The sequence below is a fragment of the Stenoxybacter acetivorans DSM 19021 genome, assembly GCF_000745895.1.
GTDB classification, from domain to species: domain Bacteria; phylum Pseudomonadota; class Gammaproteobacteria; order Burkholderiales; family Neisseriaceae; genus Stenoxybacter; species Stenoxybacter acetivorans.
The window spans coordinates 19,882-29,813 of record NZ_JQKE01000033.1 but is presented as its reverse complement, the minus strand read 5'-3'; the positions used below and the strand labels follow the sequence as shown (position 1 = coordinate 29,813).

At 46.8% G+C, this 9,932-nt stretch carries 8 protein-coding genes; 1 reads left to right on the top strand and 7 read right to left on the bottom strand.

Annotated features, from left to right (window positions below):
• Positions 1–311: IS1595 family transposase (locus Q384_RS05920; protein WP_037586551.1), on the top strand; the 311-nt coding region annotated here is incomplete at its 5' end.
• A 100-nt stretch (positions 312–411) separates the two neighbouring features.
• On the opposite strand, the gene Q384_RS05915 is transcribed toward Q384_RS05920, so the two are convergent.
• From Q384_RS05915 to glnE, 7 genes are all read right to left on the bottom strand, one after another.
• A complete protein-coding gene (locus Q384_RS05915; protein WP_037586550.1) occupies positions 412–1,602 on the bottom strand; it encodes a cytochrome-c peroxidase in 1,191 nt (396 codons plus the stop codon).
• A 220-nt stretch (positions 1,603–1,822) separates the two neighbouring features.
• Positions 1,823–3,772, bottom strand: coding sequence for an RNA polymerase sigma factor RpoD (gene rpoD, locus Q384_RS05910; protein WP_051940531.1), 1,950 nt, complete (start codon positions 3,770–3,772; stop codon positions 1,823–1,825).
• On the bottom strand, positions 3,769–5,601 hold the full coding sequence (gene dnaG, locus Q384_RS05905; protein WP_037586549.1) for a DNA primase: 1,833 nt from the start codon (positions 5,599–5,601) through the stop codon (positions 3,769–3,771). Before dnaG ends, rpoD begins: the two co-directional genes overlap by 4 nt.
• A gap of 221 nt (positions 5,602–5,822) precedes the next feature.
• Positions 5,823–6,269 carry a GatB/YqeY domain-containing protein gene (locus Q384_RS05900; RefSeq protein ID WP_037586548.1) on the bottom strand — a complete coding sequence of 149 codons (447 nt, stop codon included), beginning with the start codon at positions 6,267–6,269 and terminating at the stop codon, positions 5,823–5,825.
• Between the two features lie 157 nt (positions 6,270–6,426).
• Positions 6,427–6,639, bottom strand: coding sequence for a 30S ribosomal protein S21 (gene rpsU, locus Q384_RS05895; protein WP_037586547.1), 213 nt, complete (start codon positions 6,637–6,639; stop codon positions 6,427–6,429).
• A gap of 328 nt (positions 6,640–6,967) precedes the next feature.
• Positions 6,968–7,168 carry a hypothetical protein gene (locus tag Q384_RS05890; protein WP_037586546.1) on the bottom strand — a complete coding sequence of 67 codons (201 nt, stop codon included), beginning with the start codon at positions 7,166–7,168 and terminating at the stop codon, positions 6,968–6,970.
• Positions 7,168–9,864: a bifunctional [glutamate--ammonia ligase]-adenylyl-L-tyrosine phosphorylase/[glutamate--ammonia-ligase] adenylyltransferase gene (gene glnE / locus Q384_RS05885; RefSeq protein WP_156956470.1), complete on the bottom strand. Its 2,697-nt coding sequence runs from the start codon at positions 9,862–9,864 to the stop codon at positions 7,168–7,170. The genes Q384_RS05890 and glnE overlap by 1 nt, the downstream gene beginning before the upstream one ends.
• Positions 9,865–9,932: the final 68 nt, after the last annotated feature.

Below are 9,932 nucleotides of genomic sequence, written 5' to 3'. Positions count from 1 at the left end.
GAGGACATGCTGATATTAACAGCGTTCTCCATACAGATGGCTGGCGCGGTTACGATGGTTTGGTTGATGTGGGTTTTGAAAAGCATTTTCGTGTCAATCATGGTAATGATGAATTTTCCGACGGTAAGGGCAATCATGTAAACGGTATTGAAAGCTTTTGGGGCTTCGCTAAACACCGCTTGGCGAAGTTTAAAGGTATTCATAAGCACTTATTTGAAATTCATCTTAAAGAAACTGAGTTTCGTTTTAACCATAGAGAGCAAAATATCTATAAAATCTTGCTTAAATGGTTTAGAACCGAGAAAATTTAGTTGTCTTGTTTTTACCTTGTTTGGTTGTCATGTCCCTTCAGAAATACGAAAAGGACGGGTTTCCCCGTCCTTTTTTACACGCAACACTTTAAATCAGTACTTATTTGAGGTTTTTGCTCAAAGCCGGTTTCGGTGTATCCGGACCGCTCACAGGCAACTGCGGCAACAAGCGGGCTTGTTCAGACAAGCTGCCTGAAGTGGCTTGCAGGAAAGCAGCGATGTCTTTAATATCGGCTTCCGGCAATTGTTTACCCAATTGTGCTTGACCCATGATTTCAATTGCTTTTTCCAAGCTCCAAACACTGCCGTCATGGAAGTACGGATAGGTATTGGCAATATTGCGCAAATCCGGCACGCGGAACATGAATTTATCATTTTCCGCTTTGGTTACTTGGAAGCGGCCTTCATCTTGCTCTGCACTGCCGGTAAATTTCCAATACGGACCATCAACCAAACCGAATTTTTGGAAAGAATTACCACCTAAATTCACACCATTATGGCAAGCGATACAGCCATTATCCATGAATTTTTTCAAACCGCCGCGTTGTTGTTCGGTCAGCGCATTCACATTGCCTTTCAGATAGTCGTCCCACGGAGAGGGCGTAATCAGCGTTTGTTCAAACGCAGCAATGGCGGTGGTGATGTTGCTAAAAGTGACTTCTTTATCGGGGAATGTTGATGCAAACTGATCAACATAAGCCGGAATGGATTTAACGATAGTTACCGCAGCGGCTTCATCAGGCAAGCCCATTTCCGCCGGGTTCAACAAAGGACCGCCGGCTTGTTCTTTTAAGTCTTTGGCGCGGCCATCCCAGAATTGGCTGGTTTGTAAAGCAGCATTCAATACGGTGGGCGCATTGCGACCGCCTAACTCAAATTCACTGCCAGGGCTGAACGATAAATTATCCACACCGCCGCGTGCCAAGTTGTGGCAAGAGTTACAGCTTTGGTTGCCGTTTTTAGACAAGCGGTTATCAAAATACAATTGATGACCCAAAGCGATTTGCGCATCGGTAACCGGATTTTTGGCATCAATTTCAGCTTGTGTCGGCAAGGGTTTAAACATAGAGATGGCAGCTTTCAGCAAATCGCCGTCTGCCCCTGCAGGAATAGCCACTGCAGCAGATGCGCCAACGGCTTCACTGGCAGCAGGTGTTGCTGCGCTGGCAGCAGGTTGCTCAGATGATGCCGGTTTTTGAGCAGCGGGTTCTTGTCCGGAACAAGCAGACAAACCCAAACCCACCAGCATACTGATAGATAAACTCAACAGCGTCTTATTATATTGTTTCATGATTAAAGCATCCCCTAGCGGGTTGATGTAAAAAGGTATAACCACTATATCCACGTCAAAGAATACAAACTTTGCGCTAGGTCAAAGTTTAATTACCCATTGTTTGAAACTATCACAGCCATTACAAATTCACACCATCAATAAAATCCCCCTTTATTGGATTATACAGCCAATAAAGGGGGATTTTGTTTTAACGTAATAAATTGATTTTTAATAAAAATTATTGCTTGTCTTCACTATCCAAGAAACTTTTCAGCTTATCGGAACGCGTAGGATGCCGCAATTTACGCAGGGCTTTGGCTTCGATTTGACGAATACGCTCACGGGTTACATCAAATTGTTTGCCAACTTCCTCCAAAGTGTGGTCGGTGTTCATGTCAATACCGAAACGCATACGCAACACTTTGGCTTCGCGCGGAGTAAGGCTCTCCAATACATCATTGGTGGCATCACGCAAACTGGCATACATGGCGGCATCGGCGGGCGCAACATTATTCGCATCTTCAATAAAATCGCCCAAATGTGAATCATCGTCATCACCAATCGGGGTTTCCATGGAAATCGGTTCTTTGGCGATTTTCATGATTTTGCGGATTTTGTCTTCCGGCATTTCCATCAATTCCGACAATTTGGCAGAATCCGGTTCTTCGCCGTTTTCCTGCAAATACTGGCGCAAAATACGGTTCATTTTATTGATGGTTTCAATCATGTGAACCGGAATGCGAATGGTACGCGCCTGATCGGCAATGGAGCGGGTAATCGCTTGGCGTATCCACCACGTGGCATAAGTGGAAAATTTAAAGCCGCGCCGATATTCAAATTTATCTACCGCTTTCATTAAACCGATATTGCCTTCTTGAATCAAATCCAAAAACTGCAAACCTCGGTTGGTGTATTTTTTGGCAATGGAAATCACCAAGCGCAAGTTGGCTTGAATCATTTCTTGTTTGGCGGCAGCGGTTTCTTTTTCGCTTTTCACCATGTTTTTATTGATGTCTTTGAGTTCTTCCACCGAAATTTGCGCTTCTTCTTCCAATTGACGCAGTTCGGTTTGCTTCTCGATAATGGCATGTTGGAATCGCGACAATGCTTCGTTCCACACACGGTTACGCGACAATTCGCGTTCCACCCAAGTTAAATCAGTGGGATTTGCCAAAAAAGTATTGATGAAATGATCGCGGTCCATGTGAACGCGGTTCAGCGCAATATCACGAATTTCGCGCTCTAATTTGCGGATTCTTTCCACTCGGTCACGCAAATTGCCGCATAAATTTTCTATTTGGCGAACTGAAAAACGCACCAGCAATAATTTTTCAGCAATTTGATCGCGCAATACCAGATATTCATTATCGCTGCTGTTTTTTTCACGCAGGAGTGCAACCATTTGCTCGTAGTGCTGTTTAACATTGTCGAAATGAACCAAGGCTTTTTGCTTCAATTCTTCCAAATTGGCTTGAGCGGTCAGCGCAGCATCTTCTTCATTTTCTTCAGCATCATCTTCATGAACGTCTTCATCGGCGTGGACATCTTCTTCATGGCTTTCCAGCGAACCCAACCCCAGTTTATTCAGTTCCGCATCAATTTCTTCATTGGGATCAATGACCGCTTCCACCACTTCGTCCACGCGTATTTCATCGGTTTTCACGCGCTCAATCAAATCCAAAATTTCAGCCACTGAGCCGGGACATGCTGAAATGGCTTGTATCATATTGCGCAGGGCGGTTTCGATTTTTTTGGCAATAACAATTTCTTCTTCTCGGCTGAGTAAATCCACCTGTCCCATCTCACGCATATACATGCGCACGGGGTCAGTGGTGCGTCCGAATTCATTGTCCACGCTGAGTAAAGCGGCTTCCGCTTCGGCAACCGCGTCTTCATCGGTCATGTTGGCGGCATTCTCGCCCATGAGCAAAGATTCGGCATCAGGGGCTTCTTCGGTTACCTGAATACCCAAGCCCGAAATCATGGAAACGATATTATCAATTTGATCGGTATCCGACATATCATCGGGCAGCGCATCATTGATTTCGGCGTAGGTTACATAGCCGCGTTCTTTACCGAAAATAATCAGCTGACGCAAACGAACACGTTGTTCTTCCGGCGTGAGCGGACGGCTATCATCGTGTTCGTCTTCGGTTTCAGAAAGGTTGGGATTGGTTATTTGGTTCATTTAGATAACTCTGATGATTGGTTTATCGTATTTTTGGACGCGCTTATTAAGCGAAGCAGTAATTTTTTTTCATCGTCATTCAGCCCGAGCTGACAATGCTTTTGTGTTAATGCCTGAATTTGTTCGTTTTTAAGCTGATCGTGTATTTTTTGCATACCCTGCTTAAAATTTTCGCAGGCAGCTTCTTCTTGTTCCCGTTGTTTGTTTTCGTCGGCATCTTCTTGAACATAACGCGCCAAGTCGGCAGCACTGTTTTGCAAAACACGCTGAATCGTCGGCGCAAATTCAGTGTGCCGCATTAACTCCCACACTGCCCCGCTGGATAAGGGCGTAATCGATGCACGAATGCGTTCGGCAACAGCGGCAAGACAAGCATAATCACCGCTCAAATTTAAATATTCCGGTAAGTCCGTATATACGGCCCATTGCGGATTTATCAATAGGGCGCGCAATTGTATTTCTGCCAAGCTGTGCATTTTCGGCTGTCTGAAAGAAGTTTCAGGCAGCCTGTAGCGTTTAACGCGCACGGCTTTCTGCGGCACTTCCTGACCCAGCAAACCCGCCAATTGATGATCGTCCACGCCCACCATTTGGCTCAATTGCTGCCGCAGTAAAAACGACAATGCAGGTGCTTGTATCTGCGCGAGCCAAGTCGCACTGCTTTTTATCAGAGCCGCTTTGTCTTCTTGGCGGTTTAAATCCAAGTTTTCACTCAAAGTTTGCCAAAAATAAGCCGACAAAGCCAAACTTTGGTTTAAAAGCGCGTCTTCAAACACCGCTTTACCGTGTTCACGAATAAAACTGTCGGGGTCGTGCTGCGATGGCAGAAACAGAAAAAACAGCTTTTTATCGTCTTTCAGCTGCGGCAGCACATTTTCCACGGTGCGGCGTGCCGCTTTTCTGCCCGCCGCATCACCGTCGAAACAAAAATAAACATTGTCGCTCTGGCGCATCAGCAATTGAATGTGATCGGCAGTAACCGATGTTCCCAGCGAGGCAACTGCGTAGCCGACACCAAACTGCGCCAGTGCCGCCACATCCATGTACCCTTCCACCACCAACACACGTTCCGCACTTTTAATTGTCGCACGGGCTTCATACAGACCGTAAAGATTTCGCCCCTTGTCGAACAGCGGCGTTTCCGGCGAGTTCAGGTATTTGGGTTCACCCTTATCCAATACCCGTGCACCAAAGCCCAAAACTTGTCCGCGCTGATTGCGAATCGGAAACATAATGCGCCCGCGGAAACGGTCGTAATGTCTGCCGTCTTTTTCCAGCACCAAGCCGCTGTCAATCAATGCTTGGCTGGGATAGGGCTGAAACGGGTGCGACAAAGCCTGCCAATCGTCCGGCGCGTAACCCAATTGATATTGCTCAATAATCTCTTCATTTAAACCGCGCCGCTGCAAATAATGCTGTGCTTGTGCCGATTGTGCCAATTGCTGCTGATAAAACACAGCAGCGGCAGCAGTGGTTTCTTCTAAGGTTTGCTGCGCTTTTTTACGTGCTTGTGCGGCCTCAGGGTTTTGTCGGCGCACCGCTTGCGGCAGCGTTAAACCAACCCGGTCTGCCAAGAACCGTACCGCATCGGTAAAACTCAAACCTTGGTATTCCATAATAAAACCAATGGCAGAGCCATGCGCACCGCAGCCAAAACAATGGTAAAACTGTTTGTGCGGGCTGACTGAAAACGACGGCGATTTTTCCTTATGAAACGGACAGCAAGCCATGTAGTTTTGCCCGCCTTTTTTCAGCGGCACAAACGCATCAATCACATCAACGATGTCAGTCTTGCTGAGCAATTCATCAATAAATTCGTTGGGAATCATGGTTTATCGGCTGGTTGAATACATTTTAAATGTACTGCTTGGAAAGGCAAAACACCGTTAATTCGCCTTTGCACGGCAACGATGCACTCACTTAAATGGCTGAATGACACACTACCAATTATCATACCATTTTCGTTGTAAAAACACGTGATAAAAAAAGCACATGAATTTGCTGATGCTTTTTTGCCGCATCAAACATCTTTCAGGCAGCCTGTCTGAATTTACGCCGCCAATACCTGTTTGATTTTCTTGCTGACTTCGCCCATATCCGCTTGACCTGCCAGACGGGTTTTCAGCACCGCCATCACTTTACCCATATCGCCCACACCCGCCGCACCGACTTCGGCAACCGCAGCACGAACTGCATTTTCAATGGCTTCATCATTCATCATTTGCGGCAGATAATTTTGCAGCAGCACAATTTCGGCTTGTTCTTTCGCCGCCAAATCGGCACGTTGTGCTTCTTCATACATCCGCGCCGATTCTTTGCGCTGTTTTACCATCTTGGTAATAATGGCAATCACGCGCGCATCATCAACTTCAATGCGCTCATCAACTTCCACTTGTTTCACTGCCGCCAAAGCCATGCGCACAGTGGACAAAGTATCGCTGTCTTTGGCGCGCATTGCCGTTTTCATGTCGTCTTGCAAACGCTGTTTCAGATTCATGGTTTTGCCTTTTTACTTGGATAAATCACACAAAAGGAAAAAACCGCAAGCACAAGCCTGCGGTGATTTATATTAAGACAACCAAAAATACCAAAATATTAAAAGCTGCCTGAAAAATAGTTACTCAAGCCATTACGCATTGAAAACCAAAAAACAATCAATACATTTTCGGCGGCAAGGTTTGGCTGCGCAGACGTTTTTGCAAACGTTTTACCGCCGCTGCTTTTTTGCGTTTACGCTCAGTTGTGGGTTTTTCATAGGCTTGGCGGGCGCGCAATTCGGTTAATAAACCGGTTTTTTCAATCGCACGTTTAAAACGGCGCATGGCAACTTCAAAAGGTTCGTTTTCTTTAACTTTAACAGCAGGCATTTTTTTTCCTGAATTTCAAAAAGAGATAAATAAACAAAAGGCAACGTTGCCGCCTTTTATCAAATACAGCGGTTATGTTGTTCGCTGCATTACAGCAACGAATAGCCGACACCGCATATCGGCTTCTTAACCATCACCTCCCAACACAACAGCGTTTCCGCCGCGCGGCGCATTGAATACCAAACACAATGCGCGTCAAATAATCGGCGGATTTTGTCTTAATCCGACGCTTGTGTCAAGATAAAATTACCTGAAAACAAAATGATGCCAACAAAATAAGCAACCGATTTATGCTCAGGCTGCCTGAACATAAACCAACATTTCCATTTCAAAAAATACGTTTTATCCAAAATAAAACGCGATACAGACAATCATTATTGTGCGGTACATAATACGGCGGCAACCAATCCACCTGCCAAAACACCAAAACCAAACAACCGATTACCGCACAGGCATTGGTTATCAATTTTATAAATACTTTTATAAACACCATCTCCAGGCAGCCTGAAACGGCACTGCGCCCAAACATCAGCCGATGCTTATTTTGGCTTCCTCGCCAAACACCTGCAACCACAATTGTTTCACCACGCCGTAATAAAACAGCAAAGTATCATCTACTTCGGCATGCAGGGCATCGCGCAATTTGGTGTTGTGCTGTTGTTTGCGGTAATGACGGTAGGCAGTTCGGGCGGTTTCGGCAAGGGTTTCATCAATCAGCCCAACATCTGCCGCCATGCTTAACAAAGCAATATTGCCGTAGTTTTGCAGCAGCTGCGGATAGTGGTGTGCGTGTGCCAAAATCAGATATTGCACGATAAATTCTACGTCCACCACGCCGCCGCGCGCGTATTTAACATCACTGTCCCGCGGCGGGTGGGTGGGAAACATTTTTTCACGCATATCAATGATTTCTCTTTTTAATTCATCAATATTGCGTTCATGGGTGAGTATGCCGCAGCGCACGGCATCAAATTGTTTGCCTACGTTTTCATCACCGGCAACAAAACGGGCGCGGGTAAGGGCTTGGTGTTCCCAAGTCCATGCTTTTTCACGCTGATACAGGTCAAACATTTGTATGGACGCGGCGGAAAAACCGGCTTCGCCGTCGGGGCGCAGCCGCAAATCCACTTCGTATAACGCACCGGCACCGGTGGCGGCAGTGAGCCACGATGTGATCCGCTGTGCCAAACGGGAATAGAAATTGGCGGCATCGGGGTGATCGTCATCATACAAATACACCAAATCCAAATCCGATGCGTAGCCCAATTCTTTGCCGCCGAGTTTGCCGTAACCGATAACGGCAAAGCGTGGTTCACTGCAATGCTTCTTAGGCAAGGCTTGCCACACGCGCTGCACGGATTGCTGCAAAATCACGTCTGCCAAAGCGGATAATTGATCGGATAAGGCTTCAATTGTCCATAAACCCGCCAAATCCTGCACTGCCAATTGAAAGGTCTTGGCATGCTGAAAACGGCGCAATACGTCCATTTGCGCTTCAACATCATTGCCGCAATCGTCCAATTGCTGTGCCAATTCGCGGCGCATTGCCGCCCAATCGATATGGATTTCAGTGACTTGATCACTGAGTAATTCGTCAAGCAAAATCGGATGCCGCTGCAAATACGTTGCCACCCAGCTGCTTTGACTCATCAATTGCGCCACTTGCGCCAAGGCTTGCGGGTGTTCGTGCAAAAAGGCAAGGTAGGCACTGCGGCGGCTCACGGCTTCGAGAAAATTCAACAGCCTCGATAAGGTCATGTTGGGTTTGTCGGTGGACGCGGCGGCACAAACAATTTGCGGTACGAGTTTATCAAAACGCTGCTGCGCGGCGGGTGATAATTGGCGGTATTTATTGCTATGCCGTAAATGATGCAGTGCTTGCAAAACAGGGGTTGCCTGAAAACCGTGCCGCTGCAATAAGGCAGCTTTGGGTTCGTCATCACCGTTGTGCCACAAAATTTCCCATTCTTGAGCAATATTGCCGGATTTATCGTCAGGGTCTGCCAGAATGTCGTTAAAAATACGGTTTACCGCGCGGCGATGGACATTCAGGCTGCCTGAAAACGCATCATAATCGGCAAAACCCATGCTTTCAGCCAGCTTTTGGCATTGTTCCGCACTTTGCGGCAAGGTTTGTGTTTGTTGGTCGTCCCAATATTGCAGCCGATGTTCCACATCACGCAAAAAACGATAGGCAGACAATAATGTCGCCACGGTTTCCGCTTCCAGCATGCCCAATTTTGCCAACTCATGCAGGGTTTCTTGTGTGCCTTTTAACTGCAAACTGCGCACTTGCCCGCCGCGAATCAATTGAAAAATCTGCGCAATAAATTCCACTTCACGAATACCGCCCGCACCCAGTTTAACGTTTTCCGCCATGCCTTTGCGGGTAACTTCTTGGCGGATTTGCCGATGCAGGCTGCGCATGGCTTCGTAGGCATTAAAATCCAGATATTTGCGGTAAACAAACGGGCGCACCAACGCGGTGATGTCGTTGGGATACGGCGTTAATACCCGCCCTTTAATCCACGCATAACGCTCCCATTCGCGCCCCTGTGTAATTAAATACTGCTCCAGCGCGGTTTCACTCAACACCAGCGCACCCGAATCACCATCTGGCCGCAAGCGCATATCAACACGGAACACTTGCCCGTCACCGGTGCTGTCATTCAGCAAAGCAATCAATTTCTGCCCAACTTTAGTAAAAAATTCCTGATTGCTTTTTTCACGTTTGCCATTGGTGTCGCCCGATTCGGGAAACACAAAAATCAGATCAATATCCGACGACACATTGAGTTCATAGCCGCCCATTTTGCCCATGGCAACCACGCTTAAATGCTGTACTTGCCCGCTGTACCGCCCGAGTGGTTCACCGTATAAACCCATATAATAACGATAAGAAAATGTCAGCGCAGTGTTAATGGCGAAATCGGCAAAACGGGTAATGGTTGCGGTTACTTCCGCCAAATGGCTCACCCGCGCCAAATCACGGCTGATGATGTGCGCCATCACATAACGGCGCAAAACCCGCAGCTGCCGCGCCAATTCGGCTTCGTTTTCATCGTCAATCAAGGCTTGCCAATCGGTAAACGCCGCAAAATCATCGGGCGTGAACGCTCTTTCCAATAAGGGATACAAAATTTCCGGTTTGAGATTGCCGTTGTCCAAATGACGGCACAAATAAAGCGAAAACGGACGGGCGGCAGCAATGATGTTTTCAGGCAGCATGGATAAATTCCGGCAAAAGATAAAACAAAATATCAAAAACTGTTTAATATCCTTTGGAATGATTT

What these genes read in the sequence shown, in the direction of transcription:
- Q384_RS05915 (WP_037586550.1), bottom strand. Translation starts at nt 1,602, where the DNA reads ATGAAACAATATAATAAGACGCTGTTGAGTTTATCTATCAGTATGCTG.
- rpoD (WP_051940531.1), bottom strand. Translation starts at nt 3,772, where the DNA reads ATGAACCAAATAACCAATCCCAACCTTTCTGAAACCGAAGACGAACAC.
- dnaG (WP_037586549.1), bottom strand. Translation starts at nt 5,601, where the DNA reads ATGATTCCCAACGAATTTATTGATGAATTGCTCAGCAAGACTGACATC.
- Q384_RS05900 (WP_037586548.1), bottom strand. Translation starts at nt 6,269, where the DNA reads ATGAATCTGAAACAGCGTTTGCAAGACGACATGAAAACGGCAATGCGC.
- rpsU (WP_037586547.1), bottom strand. Translation starts at nt 6,639, where the DNA reads ATGCCTGCTGTTAAAGTTAAAGAAAACGAACCTTTTGAAGTTGCCATG.
- Q384_RS05890 (WP_037586546.1), bottom strand. Translation starts at nt 7,168, where the DNA reads ATGTTTGGGCGCAGTGCCGTTTCAGGCTGCCTGGAGATGGTGTTTATA.